The sequence below is a fragment of the Haemophilus parainfluenzae ATCC 33392 genome (assembly GCF_031191205.1).
Taxonomy (GTDB): domain Bacteria; phylum Pseudomonadota; class Gammaproteobacteria; order Enterobacterales; family Pasteurellaceae; genus Haemophilus_D; species Haemophilus_D parainfluenzae.
The window spans coordinates 534,186-559,886 of record NZ_CP133470.1; the positions used below are offsets into that span (position 1 = coordinate 534,186).

At 40.8% G+C, this 25,701-nt stretch carries 25 protein-coding genes and 2 rRNA genes; 10 read left to right on the top strand and 17 right to left on the bottom strand.

The genetic code is table 11. The features are described 5' to 3' along the window. Window positions 1-15: 15 nt before the first annotated feature. Window positions 16-399 carry a MerR family transcriptional regulator gene (locus RDV53_RS02625; protein ID WP_005696957.1) on the bottom strand — a complete coding sequence of 128 codons (384 nt, stop codon included), beginning with the start codon at window positions 397-399 and terminating at the stop codon, window positions 16-18. Window positions 400-484: 85 nt separating this feature from the next. Here RDV53_RS02625 and RDV53_RS02630 point away from each other — a divergent pair, with 85 nt between their 5' ends. Continuing rightward, a complete protein-coding gene (locus RDV53_RS02630) occupies window positions 485-1,096 on the top strand; it encodes a cation diffusion facilitator family transporter (protein WP_032822591.1) in 612 nt (203 codons plus the stop codon). Between the two features lie 55 nt (window positions 1,097-1,151). Here RDV53_RS02630 and folB read toward each other — a convergent pair whose 3' ends face one another. After that, a complete protein-coding gene (gene folB / locus RDV53_RS02635) occupies window positions 1,152-1,508 on the bottom strand; it encodes a dihydroneopterin aldolase (protein ID WP_005696959.1) in 357 nt (118 codons plus the stop codon). Between the two features lie 97 nt (window positions 1,509-1,605). Here folB and plsY point away from each other — a divergent pair, with 97 nt between their 5' ends. Beyond that, window positions 1,606-2,205: a glycerol-3-phosphate 1-O-acyltransferase PlsY gene (plsY, locus tag RDV53_RS02640; protein WP_005696961.1), complete on the top strand. Its 600-nt coding sequence runs from the start codon at window positions 1,606-1,608 to the stop codon at window positions 2,203-2,205. A 49-nt stretch (window positions 2,206-2,254) separates the two neighbouring features. Here the strand turns inward: plsY and rpoH are convergent, their stop codons facing one another. The 7 genes from rpoH to RDV53_RS02675 form a co-directional block, all read right to left on the bottom strand. Next, on the bottom strand, window positions 2,255-3,097 hold the full coding sequence (gene rpoH / locus RDV53_RS02645) for an RNA polymerase sigma factor RpoH (RefSeq protein WP_032822589.1): 843 nt from the start codon (window positions 3,095-3,097) through the stop codon (window positions 2,255-2,257). 145 nt (window positions 3,098-3,242) lie between these two features. Beyond that, a complete protein-coding gene (locus RDV53_RS02650; protein ID WP_005696964.1) occupies window positions 3,243-3,554 on the bottom strand; it encodes a DUF2322 family protein in 312 nt (103 codons plus the stop codon). A 19-nt stretch (window positions 3,555-3,573) separates the two neighbouring features. Beyond that, the gene (murB, locus tag RDV53_RS02655; protein WP_005696965.1) at window positions 3,574-4,599 is read right to left on the bottom strand and encodes a UDP-N-acetylmuramate dehydrogenase; all 1,026 of its coding nucleotides are present in this window, start codon (window positions 4,597-4,599) and stop codon (window positions 3,574-3,576) included. A gap of 9 nt (window positions 4,600-4,608) precedes the next feature. Next, on the bottom strand, window positions 4,609-6,312 hold the full coding sequence (gene narQ, locus RDV53_RS02660) for a nitrate/nitrite two-component system sensor histidine kinase NarQ (protein WP_005696966.1): 1,704 nt from the start codon (window positions 6,310-6,312) through the stop codon (window positions 4,609-4,611). 134 nt (window positions 6,313-6,446) lie between these two features. After that, window positions 6,447-7,661, bottom strand: coding sequence for an MFS transporter (locus RDV53_RS02665; protein WP_005696967.1), 1,215 nt, complete (start codon window positions 7,659-7,661; stop codon window positions 6,447-6,449). Window positions 7,662-7,803: 142 nt separating this feature from the next. Then, on the bottom strand, window positions 7,804-7,956 hold the full coding sequence (locus RDV53_RS02670; protein ID WP_005696968.1) for a DUF1232 domain-containing protein: 153 nt from the start codon (window positions 7,954-7,956) through the stop codon (window positions 7,804-7,806). A gap of 35 nt (window positions 7,957-7,991) precedes the next feature. Next, the gene (locus RDV53_RS02675; RefSeq protein ID WP_014064693.1) at window positions 7,992-8,252 is read right to left on the bottom strand and encodes a YfhL family 4Fe-4S dicluster ferredoxin; all 261 of its coding nucleotides are present in this window, start codon (window positions 8,250-8,252) and stop codon (window positions 7,992-7,994) included. A gap of 75 nt (window positions 8,253-8,327) precedes the next feature. On the opposite strand from RDV53_RS02675, the gene RDV53_RS02680 reads away from it, so the two are divergent. The 5 genes from RDV53_RS02680 (at window position 8,328) to RDV53_RS02700 (ending at window position 13,832) form a co-directional block, all read left to right on the top strand. Continuing rightward, complete coding sequence (locus tag RDV53_RS02680) at window positions 8,328-9,041, top strand: ribonuclease T2 family protein (RefSeq protein WP_005696970.1); 714 nt, start codon at window positions 8,328-8,330, stop codon at window positions 9,039-9,041. 98 nt (window positions 9,042-9,139) lie between these two features. Next, window positions 9,140-10,300, top strand: coding sequence for a phosphoglycerate kinase (pgk, locus tag RDV53_RS02685; protein WP_005696971.1), 1,161 nt, complete (start codon window positions 9,140-9,142; stop codon window positions 10,298-10,300). 96 nt (window positions 10,301-10,396) lie between these two features. Continuing rightward, window positions 10,397-11,476, top strand: coding sequence for a class II fructose-bisphosphate aldolase (gene fbaA / locus RDV53_RS02690; protein WP_005696972.1), 1,080 nt, complete (start codon window positions 10,397-10,399; stop codon window positions 11,474-11,476). Window positions 11,477-11,817: 341 nt separating this feature from the next. Next, the gene (locus RDV53_RS02695) at window positions 11,818-12,804 is read left to right on the top strand and encodes an O-antigen ligase family protein (protein WP_232620856.1); all 987 of its coding nucleotides are present in this window, start codon (window positions 11,818-11,820) and stop codon (window positions 12,802-12,804) included. Next, window positions 12,801-13,832 carry a glycosyltransferase family 9 protein gene (locus tag RDV53_RS02700; RefSeq protein ID WP_032822587.1) on the top strand — a complete coding sequence of 344 codons (1,032 nt, stop codon included), beginning with the start codon at window positions 12,801-12,803 and terminating at the stop codon, window positions 13,830-13,832. The genes RDV53_RS02695 and RDV53_RS02700 overlap by 4 nt, the downstream gene beginning before the upstream one ends. Here the strand turns inward: RDV53_RS02700 and yczE are convergent. Continuing rightward, on the bottom strand, window positions 13,782-14,447 hold the full coding sequence (gene yczE, locus RDV53_RS02705) for a membrane protein YczE (RefSeq protein ID WP_005696975.1): 666 nt from the start codon (window positions 14,445-14,447) through the stop codon (window positions 13,782-13,784). The genes RDV53_RS02700 and yczE overlap by 51 nt on opposite strands. A 190-nt stretch (window positions 14,448-14,637) precedes the next feature. Between yczE and RDV53_RS02710 the strand changes: the two genes are divergently transcribed. Further along, a complete protein-coding gene (locus RDV53_RS02710) occupies window positions 14,638-16,179 on the top strand; it encodes a YjjI family glycine radical enzyme (protein WP_005696976.1) in 1,542 nt (513 codons plus the stop codon). A 41-nt stretch (window positions 16,180-16,220) separates the two neighbouring features. On the opposite strand, the gene recQ is transcribed toward RDV53_RS02710, so the two are convergent. Then, entirely contained in the window at window positions 16,221-18,086 is a 1,866-nt protein-coding gene (recQ, locus tag RDV53_RS02715) for a DNA helicase RecQ (RefSeq protein ID WP_005696977.1), read from the bottom strand. Continuing rightward, a complete protein-coding gene (gene cyaY, locus RDV53_RS02720; protein ID WP_005696978.1) occupies window positions 18,086-18,391 on the bottom strand; it encodes an iron donor protein CyaY in 306 nt (101 codons plus the stop codon). The genes recQ and cyaY overlap by 1 nt, the downstream gene beginning before the upstream one ends. 95 nt (window positions 18,392-18,486) lie before the next feature. Here cyaY and lptM point away from each other — a divergent pair, with 95 nt between their 5' ends. Next, entirely contained in the window at window positions 18,487-18,612 is a 126-nt protein-coding gene (gene lptM / locus RDV53_RS02725; protein WP_005696979.1) for an LPS translocon maturation chaperone LptM, read from the top strand. 27 nt (window positions 18,613-18,639) lie between these two features. Then, window positions 18,640-19,890 carry a diaminopimelate decarboxylase gene (gene lysA / locus RDV53_RS02730; RefSeq protein ID WP_005696981.1) on the top strand — a complete coding sequence of 417 codons (1,251 nt, stop codon included), beginning with the start codon at window positions 18,640-18,642 and terminating at the stop codon, window positions 19,888-19,890. Between the two features lie 52 nt (window positions 19,891-19,942). Here lysA and hemN read toward each other — a convergent pair whose 3' ends face one another. The 5 genes from hemN to RDV53_RS02755 form a co-directional block, all read right to left on the bottom strand. Beyond that, window positions 19,943-21,310: an oxygen-independent coproporphyrinogen III oxidase gene (gene hemN, locus RDV53_RS02735; protein ID WP_005696982.1), complete on the bottom strand. Its 1,368-nt coding sequence runs from the start codon at window positions 21,308-21,310 to the stop codon at window positions 19,943-19,945. Next, window positions 21,310-21,753 carry a DUF2489 domain-containing protein gene (locus tag RDV53_RS02740; protein WP_005696984.1) on the bottom strand — a complete coding sequence of 148 codons (444 nt, stop codon included), beginning with the start codon at window positions 21,751-21,753 and terminating at the stop codon, window positions 21,310-21,312. Before RDV53_RS02740 ends, hemN begins: the two co-directional genes overlap by 1 nt. A gap of 5 nt (window positions 21,754-21,758) precedes the next feature. After that, entirely contained in the window at window positions 21,759-22,316 is a 558-nt protein-coding gene (gene yihI / locus RDV53_RS02745) for a Der GTPase-activating protein YihI (RefSeq protein WP_005696987.1), read from the bottom strand. 178 nt (window positions 22,317-22,494) lie between these two features. Then, window positions 22,495-22,610 (bottom strand): 5S ribosomal RNA (rrf, locus tag RDV53_RS02750). Window positions 22,611-22,753: 143 nt separating this feature from the next. Further along, window positions 22,754-25,651 (bottom strand): 23S ribosomal RNA (locus RDV53_RS02755). Between the last annotated feature and the right edge of the window lie 50 nt (window positions 25,652-25,701).

Below are 25,701 nucleotides of genomic sequence, written 5' to 3' on the forward strand. Positions count from 1 at the left end.
ATTTTTTGACCGCACTTAATAGGCTTTTAATTGGGCCATGGCTTTACAATCTGCGGTTTGATGATCATCTTCGGTAATTAAACTTTGTAGGAAATGTTTAATTTCAGTCAGTTCGGTAATTTTTTCTTCGACTGAAACCAAATGCTTCGCCAATATGCTATCCACTTTGCAATGTTCAGATTGCTGTGTTTTCAACGCATTAAAATATTTAATTTCGGCTAAGCTAAAATCTAACACTCGGCAGGTTTTAATAAACTTTAATTGCTTCAAACTGGCTTCATCATAATCTCGATAACCATTTGCCAGACGTTTAGGCTCCGGCATTAACCCCATTTTTTCATAATAGCGAATGGTTTCTAAATGAATACCGCTTTGTTTGCTGAGTTCATGAATCTTCATCTTGTTAAAATCAAGCCTTGACCTTGTAGTTACTACGGACTTTATACTTTATCTCAAGTTAATTAAAGACACAATGAGGAGCATTATGTCCAACCATCATTCTCATGAACATCATGACTATTCATCTCATGAGCATATTCCACAAGATAAAAAAATCTTAGCCCTCAGTTTTGCCATCATTACTGGCTTTATGGTTGTCGAATTTGTTGGTGGCTACTGGTTTAACAGTTTGGCACTCATGGCTGATGCGGGACACATGGCAAATGATAGTTTATCGTTATTTTTAGCCTTGCTAGCATTGTTTTTATCCGCTCAAAAACAACGATACATTGCCTTACTTAATAGCGGCTCATTGATTATCGTGGCATTGATGATTTTATTTGAGGCGATTCAACGCTGGCAAAATCCCATCGAAATGATGGCATTACCGATGCTTGGCGTGGCATCTCTCGGATTATTGATAAACCTTCTCGTGGCAAAGATCATGTTGAACAGCGATCATGATAATCTCAATATCAAAGCAGCTTATCTACATGTACTGACCGATTTATTCGGTTCCATTATTGCGATACTTTCGGGGCTCAGTGCCTATTTTCTGGGATGGTTATGGGTTGATCCGCTAGCAAGCATGATATTAAGCGTACTGGTATTAAAAAGTGGGATGAGTGCGTTCCGTTTGGCGCTTAAAAACATCTAAAAAAATGAACCGTACTTTGTTTTGATATTTCCAAAGTGCGGTCAATTTTCAGCGATTATTTCAACTCGCCTCGTTCTACAATAATTCCGACATTATTTGCTTGAGCAACCGCTTTGGGTTTGCTTAATTTGAGGCGTAACCATGAAATTCCAAAACGTTGCTGTAATTGCTCTGCTACCTCATAAGCCACTCGCTCAATCAATAAAAATGGCTTAGCTTGAACATAATCTAAAATAAATTGGCTTACTTCGGCATAATTGAGACAGTATTGCACATCATCCATTTCCGCGGCTTTTTGACAATCCCATGCCATTTCCAAATCAAAAATAAGCTTTTGTTTAATTTGCTGTTCCCAGTCATACACGCCAATTTGTGCGAAGACCACTAATTCTTCAATAAAAATTCGATCCATCTCTCATTCCTGTAAAAATATAGTGGGCTTATGCTATCAAGTTTGGTTAAAATAACGAACAAGTTTTTCAAATACAATCAAGATTGTGGAGCACAAAATGAGCCTATTTGCCCTTTTTTATATGATTTTTGCTTATTTACTGGGTTCGATTTCCAGTGCAATTTTGATTTGTAAGGTTGCAGGTTTGCCTGACCCACGAAAAAATGGATCTCATAATCCTGGTGCAACAAATGTATTACGTATTGGCGGACGTTGGGCGGCCCTCGCAGTATTAATTTGCGATATTTTAAAAGGGATGCTACCGGTTTGGGCGGGGTATTATTTAGGGCTCACGCAATTTGAATTAGGCATGGTGGCATTAGGAGCCTGTTTAGGACACATTTTCCCTATTTTCTTTCAGTTTAAAGGAGGAAAAGGTGTGGCGACCGCATTCGGTGCCATTGCGCCCATCTCTTGGGGTGTAGCTGGATCAACGATAGGTACGTGGTTATTAGTCTTTTTAATTAGTCGATATTCCTCATTAAGTGCTGTGATCACGGCTCTTCTTGTGCCATTTTACGTTTGGTGGCTTAAACCTGAATTTACCTTCCCCGTTGCCTTAGTTTGCTGCTTGCTGATTTATCGCCACCACGACAATATTCAGCGCTTGTGGCGAGGCCAAGAAGATAAAATGTGGGGAAAATCTAAAAAGAAATAAATAAAAAAACCTGTCGATAATCGACAGGTTTTCTTTTTATCAAAACGGCTTAGAAATCAACCGCACTTTTAAGTTTTTTCAATGCGTTGGCTTCAAGCTGACGAATACGTTCTGCAGACACATTATATTTTGCTGCAAGATCGTGAAGGGTTGCTTTCTCATCATCTAACCAACGTGCTTTGATAATATCTTGGCTACGTTCATCAAGGTTAGCTAATGCTGTACCTAATTTTTCTGTGGCTTGTTCTTCAAAGTTTTCACTTTCAAGCTCTGCCGCAAAGTTTGAGCTTTTATCTTCTAAATATAAAGAAGGTACATAAGCTTCGTCATCATCATCTGTTGGCAAATCAAAGCCGACATCAGCCCCAGTCATACGGGATTCCATTTCGATGACATCTTCTTTTGACACGCCAAGCTCATTCGCCACCATATCCACTTCGTTTTCATTGAACCAACCTAAACGTTGTTTAGTTTTACGTAGGTTAAAGAACAATTTACGTTGTGCTTTTGTGGTTGCGACTTTCACAATACGCCAGTTGCGAAGGACATATTCGTGGATTTCAGCTTTGATCCAATGCACCGCAAAAGATACAAGGCGAACACCCACTTCCGGATTAAAACGTTTTACCGCTTTCATTAATCCGATGTTACCTTCTTGAATTAAATCTGCTTGCGGTAATCCATAACCTGAATAACCACGCGCAACATGAATAACAAAACGTAAGTGTGATAAAACTAATTTTTTCGCTGCTTCAATATCACCGTCATAATACAAACGTTCTGCTAAGCTTTTTTCTTCCTCTGCAGTCAGCATCGGATATTCGTTTGCTGCTCGAATATAAGCTTCGATGCTACCTTGAGGTACTAACATCATTTGAGTTTCTTTATTCATTCTTCTCCTCACAGCATGCGGAGCTAGGCCCCGACTCATTACTTATTTGTTATTGTATAACAACTATTGTCATTATACCTCAATTTGTTTTATTTGACAGTTTTTAACGATTGAAAGTTCAGATTAATCACTAAAAATTTTTGAATTATTTTAATGGTACAAGCGAATAAATTACATCCTCCGCCGCTACCTTAAACAATAAATCAATATTCGGGTGTTTTCCAGGATTTTGCTTCGCATCTTCAACGTGTTCAGCAAACCACTCAATGCCTTGTTGTGCAGAAGTGCGGTCTAATTTCCCATTAAATTTTTCTGCTAACGCATGATAAAGACGAAGCGAACCTAACTTACCTGGCGCAGCGGGAATATGATGAATCACTGTTTCACCGTTTAATACGTCTAAACCTGTTAGATGATCAATGCTTGGTAAAGTCTCTAAAATGTCTTTAAAGTTCATGATTGCTTTCCTCTATAAATTAACTGATGGCTTGCTCTGAATTCACTTCGCCATTTGCGCCCATAAAGCGCACTTCAGGCTGTAAATACACACCAAATTTATCTGCTACAGTTTGACGGATATGATGTGCAAGCTTCACAACATCCTGTCCCGTAGCATGACCTTTATTAATCAGTACTAACGCTTGTTGTTGATGAACAGCTGCACCACCGATTTGAAAACCTTTTAAATGGCACTGATCGATTAACCAACCCGCAGCAAGTTTCACCGAACCATCCGGTTGTGGAAAGTGCGGTAGATTTTCAACTTGTTTTTGGATTTTCGCAAATTGCGCTGCACTCACCACAGGATTTTTGAAGAAACTGCCCGCATTGCCAAATTCTTTCGGATCAGGCAATTTGCTGCGGCGAATATGACACACTTCATCAAACACTTGCTTTGCTGTTACTGTTTGAGGATCAAAATTCACTAATGAGCCATATTTTAAAATTGGTTGCCAATTTTTTGCTAATTTCAATCCCACTGCCGTAATCACATAACCTTGCGCATAGCGATGTTTAAAAATACTTTCACGATAACCGAATTCACATTCGTTCGCCTGTAAGCGGAATTCTTCGCCTGTGTTGAGATTTAGCACATCGACATAATTACACACATCTTTAAATTCTACGCCGTACGCACCAATATTTTGAATCGGTGCAGAGCCGGCACAGCCTGGAATGAGTGCAAGGTTTTCTAACCCATTAATTCCTTGTGAAAGCGACCATTCCACCAACTCATGCCAATTTTCACCACCATTAACATGTAAATAATGGTAATCGCTATCTTCTGTATGCTGAATACCCAATAAACGATTAACAATCACTATTCCTTGAAAATCTTCTAAAAATAGCATATTGCTACCTTGACCTAAAAATAAGACAGGGAGATTTTCAGCTTGCGCTTTTTGCCAAGCTTGTTGGATTTGTTCAATCGATGTAGCTTCAATGATTTCACGCGCATTTGCCGGAATATTGAAGGTGTGAAACGGTTGTAAACTTTGCATTAACTTTCCTTAAAAAAACGTGTGAGGAAGCGTGATTTTAACCATCGTACCACCTTGCTCCCTTTTTGAAATTGTAAGCTGAGCATTTAATTGGCGACTGCGTTCAGTCATGATATTTAAACCATAATGCCCTTCTGGCTCGTCTAACGTTGGAATCCCCACGCCATTATCTTGCACAAGAATTTCGTATTCCCCTTCTGCATTAATATGTGCTTTCACCTCAATCAACGTACCTTTTGAGTGTTTGATCGCATTCAATGTTGCATCACGCACAATTTGCAGAACGTGCACTAATTCTTGTGGATTTAAACTTTGCGATGGCAAACTGCAGTCCACAGTCATTTGCATCTTCGTTTGCGAACGCAAGCTTTCGATAACTTGCTCCAAAGCAACCTGTAGATTGGCTTCTTGTACCGTTAAACGGAAGGTCGCTAATAATTCTCGTAATTGAGAATAACCATCTGATAAGGCTTGCTCAAATTCTCTAATGATCGCAATGCTTTTCTCTTTTGATTCCTCGTCTTCTTTCTTCAAATTATGCTTTAATAGCGTTAATTGAATTTGTAAGAAAGACAGCACTTGCGCCAATGAGTCATGTAATTCTCTCGCAATAATTGACCGCTCTTCCATCAGCAAAAGTTGCTCTTGTTGGCGTTGCGTTTTATGTGAATACAACGCTTTTGCCACCATTTGCCCTAAATTTTTCATCATGCGTGGATCAGGACAAGGCAAACCGGCTTGCCACGAGAGCACCGCCAAGTTTTCATTTTCAATAGAAAGTTCTTCAACTTGAAGTGATTGTTTAGGATCTTTTTGACCAAAAGAAATTTCCCAATGTTCTGAGCCGAAAATTTCTAACTCGATGTAGCGTAAATGTTCGCTAACACGAATATGATTGAGCACTTGGCTGAGAATTTTATCATTAATCTTCGTGGGCGTAAGTAACTGTGAACTTTGATACAATGTGGTTAAAGAGCGGTTCGTTTGACGCAACTTTTGGGTTTTCTCATTAACGGCATCTTCTAAACGTGAGTAAAGTCGCCCTAACTCCGAGGACATTTGCGTAAACACTTTCGCTAAAACCCCCAGTTCATTATTGCTCGCGGTATCTAGCGGAATATGATTAAACTGCCCCATTTGTACTTGCATACTGGCTTTGGTCATCAGCTCTAGCGGCTTCACCACTTCACGCTTCATATACCAAATGACATAAGACACCATGGCTAAAATAAGCAACATCGAAATACACAGCACCGAAACTGCAATAATCCATTTCTTCTCTGCAAAGCGTTGTAATTCCAACACAAAATCGTCGACATCTTGTACATAACTTTTTAGTTCAGCATGATATTTTTCGATTTGATGCGCGCGGGCGAAATCAGACATCATCATCCAACGTTGAAGAATTTTTTGATAAGACGCTTTTATCCCTGAAGGGGCAAAAAGCTGATTCTGCACAGTAAGCAAGACATTAGCGTTGAGACTATCTTGGTAACGCACTAAATTCTGTTCAACTGTATTAGGTGAACGTTCCATTTCTGTTAATAACCGATAACTTTGCATACGCAAAGAACCGGAAATATTAATCGCTTCCGCATCCGATTTATTACTAGCCATCACAAGCAAACTCAATGAGCTAATAATGCCCATAAAGATGATGACCACAAATAAATATTTAGCAATACGGGTAGAAACTGAACGTTTAGCGTACACGATAATTCTTCAACATAGGGAAAAGTGTCCATAGTTTAGCATAAAGTGCGGTTGAAATTGGCTGATTTTTCACAAATAAAAAACATCGGCTTTAACACCGATGTTTTCAAAAACTTGAATATTTTTGACCGCACTTAGCTTAATTCTTTGCCTTTTAACTCTGGCACTAAGAAGACCGTCGCCACCATGTCAATCACATAAATCACTGCCAAGAAAGCAATCGCAATACTAAATGAATATGCTGAAACAACTGCGCCTACAACAACTGGCCCAAAACCACCTACGGCACGACCTAAGTTAAATAACACATTTTGTGCTGTTGCACGTGCTTCTGTCGGATAGGCTTCGGCCATTAATGCGCCATAACCGCCCATCATGCCGTTGACAAACATCCCTAAGAATGCGCCCGCTACCAACATCGCGGTTTGGTCGGTTAATTGAGAATAAGTGATAATGCTGATTACCGCGCCAAGTTGGAATAATAAGAAGCTTGGTTTACGTCCGATTCTATCGGCGAGACGACCAAAAATCCAAATCCCTGCCATCATGCCGCATACGGTGACTGCCGTCCATAAACCCGATTTCGTTAAACTAAAGCCAAGTTGTTTAGATAAGAAGTTTGGCATCCAAATCATAATGCCGTAGTAACCAAAGTTTTGTACAGAAGTTAAAACTACTACACCAAGACTCACTTTTGTGGTCGCTTTATCTTTTACTAAAAGTTTGAAAGATTCCAGTTTGGAGATTTTTTGTGTTGAAAGTGCGGTCTGTTTTTGCGAGAAAATTTCAGGTTCATGTAAACGAACTCGTAAATACCAAGCAACAAATGTCGGGAAGATACCAACAACAAACATACCACGCCAGCCGATATGTGGAAGCAGTACCGGTGTGAGTAATGCAGCGGCTAACACACCGAATTGCCAACCTAATGCCACATAAGAAGCCGCTTTTGCGCGGTGTTTGGCTGGCCAAGCTTCAATGGCTAATGCCATACCGATACCAAATTCACCGCCTAAACCGATGCCCGCAATGGTACGATAAATTAATAAATCCCAGTAGCCTTGTGCAATTGCACATAAACCGGTGAATACGGCGAAGAGTACGATGGTCCAAGTCAACACACGGACACGCCCGTAACGATCACTTAATGCGCCAAATACGATACCGCCCACCACAGCGCCAACAAGCGTCCAAGTGACTAATGAGCCAGATTGTGCGGGGGTTAAATTAAGATCGGCCGAAATGGCACTAAGCATAAATCCTAGAATAAGAAGATCGAATCCATCCATCGCGTAGCCGACAGCAGATCCAATCAAGGCTTTCCAGCCATATTGATTGACGTTTGTCATGATTGAGGTCCCTTTTGCTACTCACGGGTAGCGTTTAAAGTGAAATGATGAGGAAAGAAATTTTCCGACGCGTAGTTTAGAGAAATTGACGGAATTTTGCAAGAATGAGAAAAACAAAGTGCGGTTGATTTTATTCAAGTTTTTATTTTTTCAATAAAATTCGAATTAATAAGGCAATGGCTGCCGCATCGTCTACTAAACCTAACGGACCAAGCACCGCTTCAGGCAAAATATCAATGGGGCTGAACAAATAAATCAGAATGATGGCGATTTTAATTAACTTCGTTTTATTCATAGTCATTGGACGAAAAGAAAAAGATCAGGTAAATTCTACAACTTATCCGAATGGTGAATCATCACAAAACGTTCCCAAAGCTGCTCTTCGCTTTCTTGATGCTCAGGATCTGGCTTGATGCAGTTTGTAATCGGGCAAACTTTTTGGCAGGTTGGCGTGTCATAATGACCAACACATTCCGTACAAAGTACAGGATCGATCACATAGATCTCCTCGCCGATTGAAATTGCTTCATTCGGGCATTCGGGGAGACACATATCGCAGTTTGTGCATTTGTTTGTGATCAGTAACGCCATACCATTCCTTTATATAAGAAAGCGGCGAATTATAGCCGACAAAATTAAAATTGACAAAATTTAAACAGGATTTTTATGAAAAAACAGGTTTCTACTCTTTCCCTTATTGCCCTTGCTGCATTGAGCATTTGGCAATATTTCACTGAACACAAAAAAGACACCAAACCCGCTCCAACAACTACACAACAACAAAGCCAAAGTGCGGTCAAAAATACCAACGATTTTGGAAATTATGATGTCATCATGCGCGATGATGCCATTGGACAAAATAAAAATGCCCCTGTTGATTACTATATGCTGGCCTTATCTTGGTCGCCTGCATTCTGTGAAAAACAACGTGCGCAATATGGCAATAATTTACCTGATTCAGCGCAATATCAATGTAGTACAAAAAATCAATTTGGCTGGGTGGTGCATGGCTTATGGCCACAAAATGCAAATGCACGTTCTGTTACGGATCATCCACGTTTTTGTAAGGGTGATTTAGCACCGCTTCCAGTTGAAACCCTCGAGCCTTATCTTTCAATCTCGCCAGGTGCAAAATTATTACAAGGCGAATGGGAAAAACACGGCAGCTGCGCTTTTGATTCAGCGGAAGCTTATTTCAAACAAGAGAAAGCATTATTTGAATCGCTTTCCTTGCCAAACGAACAATTAAGCCGTAAAGAATTATTTCAATGGATGAAGCAACATAATCCGCAATTAAAAGGCGCTTATTTAGGGGCGAGCCATAATGAACTATTCATTTGTTACAATCGCCAGTGGGAAGTAATCGATTGCCAAAAATAAGCATAATTCGCTTTTTTATTTGATCTACATCGTTACAACCTAGTCAGAACTAGGTATAATATTCAAGTTTAATTTTAACTAACCCAAGAGGAAAGATTATGTCAGTAATCAAAATGACCGACTTAGATTTAAAAGGTAAACGTGTATTTATTCGCGCGGACTTAAACGTACCAGTAAAAGATGGCAAAGTAACATCTGATGCGCGTATTCGTGCGACTATCCCGACGTTAAAACTAGCTTTAGAGAAAGGCGCAAAAGTGATGGTTACCTCTCACTTGGGTCGTCCAACTGAAGGGGAATTCAAACCTGAAGACTCTTTACAACCGGTTGTTGATTACTTAAAAGACGCAGGTTTCAATGTGCGTTTAGTACAAGACTACTTAAACGGTGTGGATGTTAAAGAAGGCGAAATCGTTGTTTTAGAAAACGTACGTGTAAACAAAGGTGAGAAGAAAAACGATCCTGAATTAGGTAAAAAATATGCCGCACTTTGCGATGTCTTCGTGATGGATGCATTCGGTACAGCTCACCGTGCACAAGCATCAACTTATGGCGTAGCGGAGTTTGCACCAGTTGCTTGTGCAGGTCCATTACTTGCAGCAGAATTAGATGCATTAGGTAAAGCATTAAAAGAACCAGCTCGTCCGATGGTTGCGATCGTAGGTGGTTCTAAAGTTTCCACTAAATTAGAAGTATTAAACTCTCTTTCAAAAATTGCTGACCAAATTATTGTGGGTGGTGGTATTGCAAATACTTTCATCGCGGCAGCTGGCCACAATGTGGGTAAATCTTTATATGAAGCAGATTTAATCCCTGTAGCAAAAGAATTAGCCGCAAGCACTGATATTCCAGTTCCAGTTGATGTACGTGTTGGTACTGAATTCTCTGAAACTGCACCAGCAACAGAAAAATCAGTAACCGAAGTGAAAGATGATGAATCTATCTTCGATATCGGTGATAAATCTGCAGAACAATTAGCTGAAATCATCAAAAATGCAAAAACCGTTTTATGGAATGGTCCAGTTGGCGTATTTGAGTTCCCTAACTTCCGTAAAGGTACTGAAATCATTTCTCACGCGATTGCAAACAGCGATGCATTCTCTATCGCAGGGGGTGGTGATACTTTAGCAGCTATCGATTTATTCGGTATTGCAGATAAAATCTCTTACATCTCAACTGGTGGTGGTGCATTTTTAGAATTCGTTGAAGGTAAAGTATTACCAGCAGTAGAAATTCTTGAAAAACGTGCGAACGGTTAATTGAATGGCTTCTATCCCCTCTACTCTCATAGAGGGGATAAATATTGATTCTTCAAACGGAGGAATAAATCCTCCAAAACAAAAGGAAACACAACTATGGCTAAATTATTAGATATCGTAAAACCTGGCGTAGTAACAGGTGAAGATGTACAAAAAATCTTTGCTTATGCCAAAGCAAACAACTTCGCGATCCCAGCAGTAAACTGCGTGGGTTCTGACTCCGTAAATGCTGTATTGGAAACCGCTGCGCGTGTGAAAGCACCAGTAATTATCCAATTCTCAAACGGTGGTGCAGCTTTCTACGCAGGTAAAGGTATCAAACCAGCAAGCGGTGCACGTCCAGATGTTTTAGGTGCGATCGCGGGTGCGAAACACGTTCATACTTTAGCCAAAGAATACGGTGTGCCCGTTATTCTTCATACCGACCACGCAGCGAAAAAATTGCTTCCATGGATCGATGGCTTACTTGAAGCGGGTGAAAAACACTTTGCAGAAACGGGCCGTCCATTATTCTCTTCTCACATGCTTGACTTATCTGAAGAGCCAATGGAAGAAAACATGGCAATCTGCCGTGAATATCTTGCTCGCATGGACAAATTAGGTATGACCCTTGAAATCGAAATCGGTATTACCGGTGGTGAAGAAGATGGCGTGGATAACTCTGATGTAGATGAATCTCGTTTATATACCCAACCATCTGATGTGCTTTATGTTTACGATCAATTAAACCCTGTAAGCCCTAACTTTACCGTTGCGGCAGCATTCGGTAACGTACACGGTGTTTACAAACCAGGTAACGTAAAATTAAAACCATCTATTTTAGGTGCATCACAAGAGTTCGTTGCAAAAGAACGCAATCTACCAGCAAAACCAATCAACTTCGTTTTCCACGGTGGTTCTGGTTCTAGTCGCGAAGAAATCCGCGAAGCAATTAGCTATGGTGCAATCAAAATGAATATCGATACTGATACTCAATGGGCTGCATGGAATGGTATCTTAAACTTCTATAAAGCAAATGAAGCTTATCTTCAAGGTCAATTAGGTAACCCTGAAGGTCCTGATGCACCAAACAAAAAATACTACGACCCACGTGTTTGGTTACGTAAAATGGAAGAATCAATGTCTAAACGCTTAGAGCAATCTTTCGAAGACTTAAACTGCGTTGATGTTTTATAATCCATAAAAATAGACTAAAATGAAACCGCACTTTGTTAGTGCGGTTTTTTAGTTTTACATAACCAGAATGTTGGTTCTTATCGATGCAAATAACGAAACAAAATTGGTTAGCCACCATAATAAACTTTGCGGTAACACTTTTCTTTCTTTCAATATTTATTGTCAAAGGAGGATATAATGCCGCGCCTGCTCTACTGATGTTAGTCGGTTTAGGTTATAGCGTTTATGCTTTAATCAAGAAACCGCTTTTAAACTTATCGAAAGTTGATAAATGGTTAATTTACAGCTACCTTTTTTATTTTTTTACCTTTGTACTTTCTCTCAGTATTAATGGGGGAAAAATGCGTGACCTCGACACGGCAAGTCGTGTTATTTTCTTAATTCCCGTTTTTCTCCTATTATTAAAACGCCCAATCAAAACCTGTGTTTTGAGTTATTCTATCCCACTTAGTGGTGTTATTGCCGTCTGTATAGCACTTTATGATAAATTTATCTTAAATCTTAATCCGGATCAGAACCCTCGAATTATGCATATTCAAGGTGGTGATATTTCTATGTCATTAGGTATTTTTAGCCTAATTATTGCCCTCTATGCCCATCATAAAAAAGACGTAAAGTTAACCACTCTTAGTGTTATTGGTGGTTTATGTGGCATCGTAGGAAGTTTGCTTTCTACTGCTCGAGGTGGATGGGTGGCATTACCTGTCTTGCTTGTTGTTATCCTTTATATTTATCGCCAATCTCTTTCAAAACGTTTTTTCCTGACTTTCTTTGGGATTATTGTGATTGCAAGCATTGGCATTAGTCAAATGCCCAATAACCGCATTATGGAACGAATCGACGTTGCCCAAAAAGATATCCAACTTTACTTAGATAACCATGATGGAAATACTTCTCTTGGGGCTCGATTTGAAATGTGGAAGAGTGCACTTGAAATGGCAAAAGAAAAGCCTTTATTTGGTTGGGGCATTCAAGGTGCAACAGAAAAACGTAAGCAAGAAACAAAAGAAAAAATTGCCACGGGTAACATTGGACAATTTACGCATGCCCATAACCAATATTTAGACGACCTATCCAAACGAGGAATTGTCGGGCTGCTTGCCTTGCTTGCTGTTTTATTTATTCCTCTACGTGCCTTTATGAAAAAGCTGAATAACACAAATGATGAGATCAAGCTGATTGCAACGTTAGGTGTTGCCCATATTTTATCTGTGATGATTTATGGCTTAAGCCAAGGTTTCTTGGTACATAATTCAGGTACTATTTTTTACTTTTTCTTAACGATTGTGTTTTATGCTGCAATACGAACACATCAGAAGGCAGAATAATGAAAATTTTAGTCATTCGTAACGATAAACTGGGCGACTTTGTTCAAGCATTTCCGGCTTTTGCGATGTTGAAAGCCTCAAATCCCGAGCTAAAACTGACCGCACTTGTGCCGGCTTATACCGCACCACTTGCACAAATTTGCCCTTATTTAGATGATGTTATCATTGATAGTGCCAAGAACGACAAAGCGGATTTCAATCGTCTTGTTAAAGAAATCAAAGAGCAGCAATTTGATGGCATGATTAGCTTCTTTTCCAATACCCATAACGGTAAATTAGCCTGGAAAAGTGGGATTCCTTATCGCCTTGCGCCCGCAACAAAATGGGTACAAATCCTTTATAACCATCGTTTAACACAACGCCGTTCACGTTCAGAAAAATCGGAAGCCGAGTACAATCAAGATCTGGCTCGGGCGTTCTTAAAGAAACACAACATGCCGATTGTGGAACCCAAACCACCTTACCTTTCATTTCCTGAAAGTGCGGTTAAAAATCAACGTGTTTTTCTTCAAAAACAATTCGGTTTATCTGCAGATAAAAAATGGGTCTTTGTGCATAGTGGAACAGGTGGCTCAGCAACAAGTCTTTCATTGTCGCAATATGCTCAATTGATACAAGGTTTATTAAACGAATTTGACTGTCAGATTATCTTAACGGCAGGACCTGGTGAAAGTGAAAAAGCCCATGAGTTAGCGGCAAAAATCGATAATCAAAATGTGGTTGTTTACGATAAGAATAAAGGATTGGTTGATTTTGCACACTCTCTAGCTTGTGCGGATTTATTTATTGCGGGCTCTACTGGACCATTGCATTTAAGCAGTGCATTCAATGTGCCAACAATCGGATTCTATCCAAATAGTCGCTCATCTCAGCCTCGTCGTTGGAAGCCGATTAATGATGCAGATAAACATCTTGCTTTCTGCCCGCCAAAAGGCAAAGAGGAAATTAATTTAGGCTTAATTTCGATTGATGATGCCTTAATTGAGATTATTCCCTTCGTACGGAAGATGTGGCAAACGGGCAATTGAGTTTAGACATAACTGTACAATCCAACCTATTGCGGCGGCAAAAACAACGGTACCTATGCCGACTGTGCCGCCGAGGAGATAACCTAGCACACAAACCGACACTTCAAGGCTTGTTCTCACAATCCCTACTTTTAAATGAAAGCGTTGACAAAACCCCACCATTAATCCATCCCGCGGGCCAGCGCCTTGATGACAGGTTAAATATAATGCTGTTCCAAGCCCATAAAGCAAAAGCCCAATTCCTCCGAATAAGATTCGACTCAAAAGTGCGGTTGGTTCAGGTACAATTTTCACGGTTAAACCAAGAAAAAAAGCAATCACGATAATATTCAAAATAGTGCCCAGTCCAAATCTTAACTTAAGGGGAATCCAAGCCAACATCACCAAACAACTAATACCGAGTGATGCCCAACCAATACTAACTCCGGCTTGTAATGCCACACCTTGAGAAAGTACGGTCCAAGGTGAGGAACCCAAATTAGCGAGCACAATTAAGCCATCTCCAATGCCCAGTATTGCCAATGCAAATAATAGCATCGACATCGTTTTACCTTCGACTGACCATAGCGATTTTGCGGCCCAACTGGTGTGAGGAATCACCCGTGCTTTTTTCATATTATTCCCATTTATATTTAACGCTTACATCATAATGGGAAACCCCATAAAACCAAAACATTTTAACGTCATATGATATAACCGAATTGACTGATAAATATCATAAATGTGATGTAGATCACATTGTCAAAATTGTCATCATCCAGTCACTGACTTAAAATAGGCTACCCTTTTAAATTAGGACATTATTATGCTTGCATCTCTTCAAGATATTTTGGATACCGTAAAATCCAATACACTCACCTATCAACAAAAACTCATGTGTTTAGGCAATATCGCCGAGCGATTATTTGATCCTCGTGAATTATTAGGCTACACGGATGAAGAATGGCAATTCCTTCAAAATCAAATGATCTGTGATTTAAACGAAGGCTATGCGATTTATCGCCCCCGCTATATTTTGCCAGATTACAATGTGTATATTGAAAAAGGCTGTAAATTCCTTGAATTGCCAGCCCCTAAGAATCTTGATGACGTATTAGATGGCTTATTGATTTTATATTCCCATGTGCCCTCCATTACCACATTCCCGGTTTACATTGGGCGTTTAGACATGCTACTTGATCCGTTTATTACCGATGAAAAACAAGACTACATCAAAATTAAACGCTTCTTAAATCATGTGGATAAAACTGTGCCGGATTCATTCTGTCATGCCAATATTGGCCCTTATGACACCAAAGCAGGGCGCTTGATTTTAAAAGCGGTGATTGAGTTGGAAGCACCAACACCCAATATGACCATTCGTTACGATAAGAGCAAAACAAGTCGTGAATTTGCAGAATTAGCGGCAAAAGCTTGCTTATTGGTTTCTAAACCGTCGTTTGCCAATGATGCTTACTATATTTCTGATTTAGGCGAACAATATGGTATTGCAAGCTGCTACAACGCGCTTCCTGAATGTGGTGGCGCTTATACTCTCACCAGACTACGTTTGGGTACCATTGCACGTGCCTGTAAAACCGTGGATGAAATGGTCAATGAGCTTTTACCTCGTGTCGCAAAATGTGCACTTTCCACCATGGATAAACGCCATAAATTTGTAGTAGAAGAAAGCAACTTCTTCAATACCTCATTCCTCGAAAAAGAAGGTTTTATCAAACGGACCAATTTCACAGGAATGTTCGCCATTGTAGGGCTTGCAGATGCAGCGAATCACTTGCTACAACAAGAAGGATTAAACGAAACCTTTGGTAAAAGCCAACGCGGTGATGAAATTGCGACCTTGATTATGGATAAATTAAAAGAAGTCACGGATAACCATGACGGCGTGTATGCTGAACGCACGGGCAACCGTTATTTATTACATGCTCAAGTAGGCGCTAGCAATCATGAAGAAGATAAACGTAATGCACCAGCACATCGCATTCGTGTAGGTGAAGAACCAACATTATTAGCTCATTTAAAACAATCAGCACCATTCCATAAGTACTTCCCATCAGGTACCGGTGATTTGTTTGCCTTTGACCAAACCTATGTGGATCATTTAGATGCCGTCGTCGATATTATTGATGGTTCATTTTCACAAGGTTACCGCTATATCACCACTTACCTTAAAAACACCGATTTGATTCGTGTAACGGGCTATTTGGTGAAGAAAAGCGAAGTGGAAAAATACCGTAAAGGTGAAGTGGCATTGCGTGATACCACTTGGTATGGTTCGGGTACCGATGATTGCGCGCAAGTCTTTGATCGTCAATTACGCGATGAACAAGATGTAAGTGCCAGCTAGAAAAAAGTGCGGTCGAAAAATCTTCTGTTTTTTGACCGCACTTATTCTTTTTTTGGCCTTTCTAAAATTGCTTTGTGCTCTCGAATCAATGCCATAAACGGCTGCCCAAAGCGTTCTAATTTGATTGCCCCTACGCCATTAATTTGTAACATTTCAATATTACTTGTTGGCATATATTGTGCCATTTCCTGTAACGTCGCATCATTAAAGACAATATACGGTGGAATATTTTCCTTATCCGCTAGCTGCTTCCGTAGGAAACGCAAACGAGCAAACAAATCTTTATCATAATTTGCCACTGTATTTTTGTGGGATGTATGCACAATTTTATTAATGGATGAAATGCGTGGCATCGCTAATTCAAGCGGCACTTCGCCTTTTAAAACAGGGCGAGCGCTTTCTGTGAGCTGAAGCGTTGCACTATTAAACTCACCGATCACTTGTTGAATAAAACCAAGGTGGATAAGCTGGCGAATCACGGATTGCCAATGTTCTTTGCTTTTATCTTTGCCAATGCCATAAACACTTAACTTATCATGCTGGCGTTCTACAATTTTTTGATTATGCATCCCTCGCAATACCGCAATCACATATTGCACACCGAAACACTGCCCCACACGATAAATCGTCGACATCACTTTTTGTGCATCAATTAAACCGTCATATTTCTTGGGCGGGTCAAGACAAATATCGCAGTTTTGACAAGGTGTTTGACGATGTTCGCCAAAATAATTGAGTAATACCAAACGGCGACAAGTTTGACTTTCGGCAAATTCACCGATAGCTTCCAATTTATGTTGCTCAATTTGACGTTGTGGCGTCTCTGGTTTCTCCAGCAAAATTTTCTGTAACCAAGCATAATCAGCCGGCTCGTAGAAAAGTACTGCTTCTGCAGGTAAATCATCTCGCCCCGCACGACCGGTTTCTTGATAATATGATTCAATGCTTCTCGGCAAATCAAAATGGGCAACAAAACGCACATTGGATTTATTAATGCCCATGCCAAATGCAATCGTCGCAACTACAACTTGAATGTTATCTCGCTGGAAATCTTGTTGGACGCATTCGCGTAGTGCTGTTTCCATTCCCGCATGATACGCAGCAGCCGACACGCCCTTATTTCGCAAAATTTCTGCTATACGTTCCACCTTCGAACGACTATTGCAATACACAATGCCACTTTTACCTTTTTGAGCTAAAACAAAACGCGTAAGCTGCTCCATTGGCTTAAACTTTTCTTCCAACGTATAACGAATATTCGGACGGTCAAAACTGCCAATGTATTTGTGAGGATGGTCTAATTTAAGATGAGTCAGAATATCCTGTCTTGTCGCATAATCAGCTGTGGCCGTTAATGCCATAATCGGCGCATTTGGAAAAGCCGCTTTTAAGCCGCCAAGTTGGGTATATTCAGGACGGAAATCATGCCCCCATTGTGAAATACAATGTGCTTCATCAATGGCGATAAAGGAAATTTGAGCATAAGAAATCAGCTGAAAAAAGCTGTTTGTCATCACTTTTTCAGGCGAAATATATAATAATTTTAATTGTCCTGAAATCAGCTTATTTTCAACTTGTTGTTGTTGTTCTGGCGTCTGACTAGAGTTTAGAAAATCGGCTTCAATACCGTTTGCTTGGAGTTGATCTACCTGATCTTTCATTAAAGAAATCAAAGGCGAAATCACTAATGTGAGACCTGGAAAACAAAGTGCTGGAATTTGATAACACAAGGATTTGCCATTTCCTGTGGCCATCACCACTAAGGCATCCTGACCGCTTAACGCAGCGTGAATCACTTCTTCCTGCCCTTTGCGAAAAGATTGGTAACCAAAAACAGACCGCAACGTATTAAGTGCGGTCGTTTTTAAGTCTGTTTTTTGCGGGGCATGTTCCGCGAGTTCGGCCATTAGAATGTTACCGTTTCTCCGTGAGCGGCAACCGCCTCGGTTAAACAATCCCAAAAGCGTTTGCCATCATTTGCCACCCAATCATTGCTTTTATAGGCAAAATGAAATCCACCCAAGCGGCTCGCAAGCCAAAGCTCAAGAAGTGGTTCTTGCTTATTAATGACGATTTGTGAACGATCATCAAACGTAATGGTAAATACCGAACCTTGCGTTTCGCAATCTACATCGCAATCTTGATTCTCTAACGCTTCTTCAATTTTTTGCCAAACCTGTTCAATATTTTGGTGAAATTCTGCAACATTCATAAAATTTTCCGATTAAATCTGATAGAATGCCGTGAATTATAAAGCCTTTCGCCTCGTTGGCAAAGGCAGATTTTACTTATTAGAGAGATTGAAAAATGAAAAAATTACTTTCTATTTTGTTATTAGGTGCATTCTGTACTTTGGCTACAGGTTGCGGCGTAAAAGGGCCATTATATTTCCCTGAAAAAGAACAGCCGCAAAACACACAAAAAACACAATAAAAACTGACCGCACTTAAAGGATTCGTCATGGATTTTTTCCAATATAAAAACGAGCAACTTTATGTTGAAGATTTGCCCGTCAAACAACTCGCTGAAGAATTCGGCACACCGCTTTATATTTATTCGCGCGCTACGCTTGAGCGCCATTGGCATGCCTTTGATTCAGCCTTAGGAGAGCATCCGCACTTGATTTGTTATGCCGTTAAAGCCAATTCTAATATTGGTATCTTGAATGTCATGGCAAAATTAGGTTCTGGTTTTGATATCGTTTCGCAAGGCGAATTAGAACGTGTCTTAGCGGCTGGTGGAGAGGCTTCAAAAGTAGTCTTTTCTGGTGTAGCAAAATCTCGTGCCGAAATTATGCGAGCGTTAGAAGTAGGTATTCGTTGTTTTAATGTGGAATCTGTTGCGGAATTACATCACATCAACCAAATTGCGGGTGAAATGGGTAAAGTAGCCCCTATTTCTTTACGCGTAAACCCCGATGTCGATGCCCATACACATCCCTACATCTCCACTGGATTAAAAGAAAATAAATTTGGTGTGAGCGTAGATGAAGCGCGTGAGGTATATAAATTAGCAACAACCTTACCTCATGTGAAAATTACGGGTATGGATTGCCATATTGGCTCTCAGCTTACAGAATTACAACCCTTCTTAGATGCAACGGATCGCCTCATTCGTTTAATAGAACAGTTAAAAGAAGATGGTATTACGTTAAAACATTTAGATCTCGGTGGCGGTTTAGGCGTAACTTATACTGATGAAACGCCGCCGCATCCAAGTGATTATGCTGCTGCGTTACTGAATAAATTAAAAGATTATGAAGATCTCGAAATTATTCTAGAACCAGGTCGAGCGATTACGGCGAATGCGGGGATTTTAGTGGCTAAAGTGCAATACCTAAAAAGCAATGAAAGCCGTAACTTCGCAATTACCGATACTGGCATGAACGATATGATTCGCCCTGCACTCTATGAGGCTTATATGAACATCATTGAAATTGACCGCACTTTAGAGCGTGAAAAAACGATTTATGATGTTGTTGGCCCGGTATGTGAAACCTCTGATTTCTTAGGTAAACAGCGCGAGCTCGCCATTGCTGAAGGGGATTATATTGCTCAACGCTCTGCCGGCGCCTATGGTGCAAGTATGTCTTCAAACTATAATTCTCGTCCACGTACAGCAGAAGTGTTAGTAGATGGGGACAAGGCTCATTTAATTCGCCGCAGAGAAAATCTTAGTGAGTTATGGGCACTAGAAAGCATCGCGAAATAAATAGATTGAAAGAAAAACGGTCAAGATATAAGTCTTGACCGTTTTTGTATGACTAAATAATTCGAGAGAATTGTTGTCGTTTTGCCGCAGCTCTTGAATAGGTATCAAAGCATAAACAAATATTACGGATTAATAAGCGACCTTTAGGCGAAACTTGTAAGCCAGTTTCTGTTTCAGAAATTAATCCATCTTCAAGTAATGGCTGTAATAACTGTAAATCTTCAGCAAAATACTTTTTGAAATCAATATTATATTGTTTTTCAATTGGTGCAAAATCAAGCTTAAAGTTACAAATCAATTGCTTAATCACATCACGGCGTAAGCAATCTTCTTCTGTCATGGCTAAACCTTTATGCAGTGCAATACCTGAATGTTCTATATCATGATAATAATGTTTTAATTCTTTTTGGTTTTGAGCATATGTATCACCTAATAAACTAATGGCTGATACACCTAAACCAAGCAAATCACATTCTTCTTGTGTGGTATAGCCTTGGAAATTTCGGTGTAATACACCTTTCTCTTGAGCAACCGCTAATTCGTCATCAGGTTTAGCAAAATGATCCATACCGATAAACTTATAGCCTGCATTACCTAAGGTTTCGATCGTTTTTTGTAAGATCTCTAATTTAGTTTCCGGTGGCGGTAATTGCTCTTCTTTAATTTTTGCTTGTCCTGCAAATCGACTTGGCAAATGGGCATAGTTAAAGATACTCAAACGATCTGGATTTAATTCAATCACTTTATGTAATGTAAACATAAAACTTTCCACATTTTGAAGTGGCAATCCATAAATTAAATCAAGGTTGGTCGATTGGAAACCTAACTCACGAGCACGAACAAGTAATGCATTCACAAACTCTTCATCTTGTTCACGGTTTACCGCTTTTTGAACCGCTTTATTGAAATCTTGTACACCCATGCTAATTCGGTTAAAACCAATATTGCGTAAATGATCAAGCATATCGAGCTCTATTTCGCGTGGGTCCATCTCAATACTAACTTCTGCATCAGCCGCAATCGTAAAATGATCTTTAAGCATCTTCATCAAACGATCAGATTGCTCTTCTGTCAAATAAGTCGGTGTACCGCCCCCCCAATGTACTTGAGTCGCAACACGATTTTTGAATAATTCTGAACGCGCTTTGATTTCTTTTTCAAGATAATCAAGATAAATATCCGCCTTATGTTGATGACGAGTAATCACCTTATTACAGCCACAGAAATAGCAAAGTTTGTGACAAAACGGAATGTGTACGTAAAGGGAAAGTGGTCTTTCCGGATAACGATTAGCCGCTGCAATAAAATCTTCGTTTGTATAACTTTCATTAAATTCTAATGCAGTTGGATAAGATGTATAACGAGGTCCTGATTGGTTATATTTTTGAATTAACGCAAGATCCCAAATAATTTCAGACATTAAGCTTCCCCAAATTTCTCTACGTCATTTAAAAACTGACGTAACTCCAACATAATTTCTTCTTCAAATTTTGCTTCTGCACTTTCTCGCTCAAGATCGAGTTTCATTCTTTCTTTTTTTAACAATGCTTTCCGAGCTTCATGCGTAGGCATTTCTTTTACAATATTATAAAGTGCATACATAGCTTGATATGGCTTTAAAGATTGTCCAAAAGGGAGTAAAAGCATTGATAAACGAATCACCCCTTCTGAATGGTTGCAATCTCTATTCTGCATCGCTTTAGCGATAATTACCATACTCTCTTTTAGGCGTTTTGTACGTTCTATTTTAGCCTGTTTAATGAGAGTGTTTTGATGGCGTAACTTCCTAAGTAATTTGAAAGCATAAAATGACACGCCAGCAATAATTCCCAAAGCAATAATACTTAAAATAATCGGCCACATGACAATTATCTGAATTGGTTGATATCAATTTTCTCGAAGGTTCGATAGAGGTCATCCTCTGTCTCTTCTTCATCTTGAATACCTAATTCTTCCATTAACTGAGCAATACGATCTAAACATTCATCCACAAATTGTTGATCAGCTTTACTAATCGTTTTGCCTTCATCTAAGGCATCCAACAATTCATTTAGAATTTCATTATTTTCTAATCGCTCTAACTCAATTTCAGGTAAAAGTTTTTTCGGTTCTTTTACCGCTGGAATTGTCATTCCTTTCTCAGGCTTATTCACAAATTCAACAATCAGTGGGACCTTTTTACGGCTACCAATACGCGGATCTTTTTGTTCAACAACTTGGTTATTTTTATTTTGCTCTGCGTTACTATGACGAGAACCAGATGCTAAACCTTTATGTTTACGTTTTTTCTTATCTTCTCTTGCCTTAGCGTCTAATTCATAACGTGTTAATTTCTTACCTGATAGCTTCGGTGCTTCAGGTTTCTTATCCGATTTACGAATTGGCATAATATCGCTAATTTTACGAGTTTTCTTTTTACGAGCCATTTGTGTTATTTATCCTATAAAAAATTTTGGTGATTGTACCATTCCACCTCTATTTTCTCATTAAAAGATTTAAACATCTTTAATAAAACTATTTTGATTTTGACCGCACTTTTACTTTATTAAAATCAAATCTAAAAACAAAAACCCCAAGCTCTTCAGCTCGGGGTTCACATTCACTACCTGGCGGTGTCCTACTCTCACATGGGGAAGCCCCACACTACCATCGGCGCATCGGCGTTTCACTTCTGAGTTCGGTATGGGGTCAGGTGGGACCACCGCTCTATCGCCGCCAGGATTATTCCTTTAATAACTTTTCTCTCTGCTCTCACTATCTCTAGTGCTCACAACCAAACAAGCTGATTCACTTCAAAACTTTCTTCTTCATCTCTGAGTCTTTTTATTTTAGTCTTACAACCTCAAAAACCCTTGAGCGTTGTATAGTTAAGCCTCTCGGGCAATTAGTATCTGTTAGCTCAACGGCTCGCACCGCTTACACACCAGACCTATCTACGTCTTAGTCTTAAACAACCCTTACTGTCTTAAAGACAGGGAGAACTCATCTCAAGGCAAGTTTCGTGCTTAGATGCTTTCAGCACTTATCTCTTCCGCACTTAGCTACCCGGCAATGCGTCTGGCGACACAACCGGAACACCAGTGGTGCGTCCACTCCGGTCCTCTCGTACTAGGAGCAGCCCCTTTCAATTCTCCAACGCCCACGGCAGATAGGGACCGAACTGTCTCACGACGTTCTAAACCCAGCTCGCGTACCACTTTAAATGGCGAACAGCCATACCCTTGGGACCTACTTCAGCCCCAGGATGTGATGAGCCGACATCGAGGTGCCAAACACCGCCGTCGATATGAACTCTTGGGCGGTATCAGCCTGTTATCCCCGGAGTACCTTTTATCCGTTGAGCGATGGCCCTTCCATTCAGAACCACCGGATCACTATGACCTACTTTCGTACCTGCTCGACTTGTCTGTCTCGCAGTTAAGCTTGCTTATACCATTGCACTAACCTGACGATGTCCGACCGTCATTAGCAAACCTTCGTGCTCCTCCGTTACTCTTTGGGAGGAGACCGCCCCAGTCAAACTACCCACCAGACACTGTCCGAGACCACGTTTCGTAATCTTCGTTAGAACATCAAACGTTAAAGGGTGGTATTTCAAGGACGACTCCATAATCACTGGCGTGACTACTTCTAAGTCTCCCACCTATCCTACACATCAAAATTCAATGTTCAGTGTCAAGCTATAGTAAAGGTTCACGGGGTCTTTCCGTCTAGCCGCGGGTACACCGCATCTTCACGGCGATTTCAATTTCACTGAGTCTCGGGTGGAGACAGCCTGGCCATCATTATGCCATTCGTGCAGGTCGGAACTTACCCGACAAGGAATTTCGCTACCTTAGGACCGTTATAGTTACGGCCGCCGTTTACTGGGGCTTCGATCAGGAGCTTCTCTTTCGATTACACCATCAATTAACCTTCCAGCACCGGGCAGGCATCACACCCTATACGTCCACTTTCGTGTTTGCAGAGTGCTGTGTTTTTAATAAACAGTTGCAGCCAGCTGGTATCTTCGACCGGTTCAACCTTCATCCGCAAGGGACTACAATCTACGCCGGCGCACCTTCTCCCGAAGTTACGGTGCTATTTTGCCTAGTTCCTTCACCCGAGTTCTCTCAAGCGCCTGAGTATTCTCTACCTGACCACCTGTGTCGGTTTTCAGTACGGTTTAGATAAACCTGAAGCTTAGTGGCTTTTCCTGGAAGTGTGGTATCGGTTACTTCAGCTCCGTAGAGCCTCGTCATCATCTCTCGGTGTTAAAGAAGTCCGGATTTGCCTAAACTTCACACCTACCAACTTAAACGCACATATCCAACAGTGCGATAACCTAACCTGCTCCGTCCCCACATCGCAGTTTATCCAAGTACGGGAATATTAACCCGTTTCCCATCGACTACGCTTTTCAGCCTCGCCTTAGGGGCCGACTCACCCTGCCCCGATTAACGTTGGACAGGAACCCTTGGTCTTCCGGCGAACGGGTTTTTCACCCGTTTTATCGTTACTTATGTCAGCATTCGCACTTCTGATACGTCCAACAGCCCTCTCGAGCCATCTTCATCCGCTTACAGAACGCTCCCCTACCCAACAGTATTGCTACTGATGCCGCAGCTTCGGTGCTATATTTGAGCCCCGTTACATCTTCCGCGCAGGCCGACTCGACTAGTGAGCTATTACGCTTTCTTTAAATGATGGCTGCTTCTAAGCCAACATCCTAGCTGTCTAAGCCTTCCCACTTCGTTTCCCACTTAATATAGACTTTGGGACCTTAGCTGGCGGTCTGGGTTGTTTCCCTCTCCACGACGGACGTTAGCACCCGCCGTGTGTCTCCTGAGTATCACTCTTCGGTATTCGTAGTTTGCATCGGGTTGGTAATCCGGGATGGACCCCTAGCCGAAACAGTGCTCTACCCCCGAAGGTGTCCGCTCAAGGCTCTACCTAAATAGATTTCGGGGAGAACCAGCTATCTCCCGGTTTGATTGGCCTTTCACCCCCAGCCACAAGTCATCCGCTAATTTTTCAACATTAGTCGGTTCGGTCCTCCAGTTAGTGTTACCCAACCTTCAACCTGCCCATGGCTAGATCACCGGGTTTCGGGTCTATACCTTGCAACTAGACGCCCAGTTAAGACTCGGTTTCCCTTCGGCTCCCCTATTCGGTTAACCTCGCTACAAAATATAAGTCGCTGACCCATTATACAAAAGGTACGCAGTCACCCTTAAAGGGCTCCCACTGCTTGTACGTACAAGGTTTCAGGTTCTATTTCACTCCCCTCACCGGGGTTCTTTTCGCCTTTCCTTCACAGTACTGGTTCACTATCGGTCAATCAGGAGTATTTAGCCTTGGAGGATGGTCCCCCCATCTTCAAACAGGATATCACGTGTCCCGCCCTACTTGTCGTTAGCTTAGTACCATGACCTGGACTTCGAGTACGGGGCTATCACCCTGTATCGCCAAGCTTCCCAGCTTGTTCCTCTGTCTCTGTCATTATCACTAACAGGCTCCTTCGCGTTCGCTCGCCGCTACTAACGAAATCTCGGTTGATTTCTTTTCCTCGGGGTACTTAGATGTTTCAGTTCTCCCGGTTTGCCTCACTTACCTATGGATTCAATAAGTGATAGTAGATTCTTCATCTACTGGGTTTCCCCATTCGGACATCTTGGATTAAACGCCTCTTATCGACTCATCCAAGCTTTTCGCAGATTAGCACGTCCTTCGTCGCCTCTGATTGCCAAGGCATCCACCTTGTACGCTTAGTCACTTAACTATACAACCTCAAAAATTCTTGATGTTGCGTTTTCAACTAAACACTTGATT